Annotated in this window: 1 protein-coding gene; it reads right to left on the reverse strand. The window is 29.7% G+C overall.

The features are described 5' to 3' along the window. Nucleotides 1-219: hypothetical protein (locus tag CAMP5060_RS08245; protein ID WP_337218218.1), on the reverse strand; the 219-nt coding region annotated here is incomplete at both ends.

The raw sequence follows: 219 nt of genomic DNA on the forward strand, positions 1-219 counted from the left end.
AATCCTTTCAAATTCAAAACTTCCAAATTCTATTAGATTAAATCCTTCTTTTTCTAATCTATCCCAATCAGGACTTTCTTTCCTTAATGCAAAAACTATCTCTTGTTCAGGATGATTTTGCATAACATATCTATATAAATGCTCTGCGTTATCATCTGCTTCTATATCTCTATCAGCAAAAAGCCAAATATTGCTTTTTGGTAGTCTTTTTTGAAATTC

This window comes from Campylobacter sp. 1569 (assembly GCF_024723675.1).
GTDB classification, from domain to species: domain Bacteria; phylum Campylobacterota; class Campylobacteria; order Campylobacterales; family Campylobacteraceae; genus Campylobacter_D; species Campylobacter_D jejuni_C.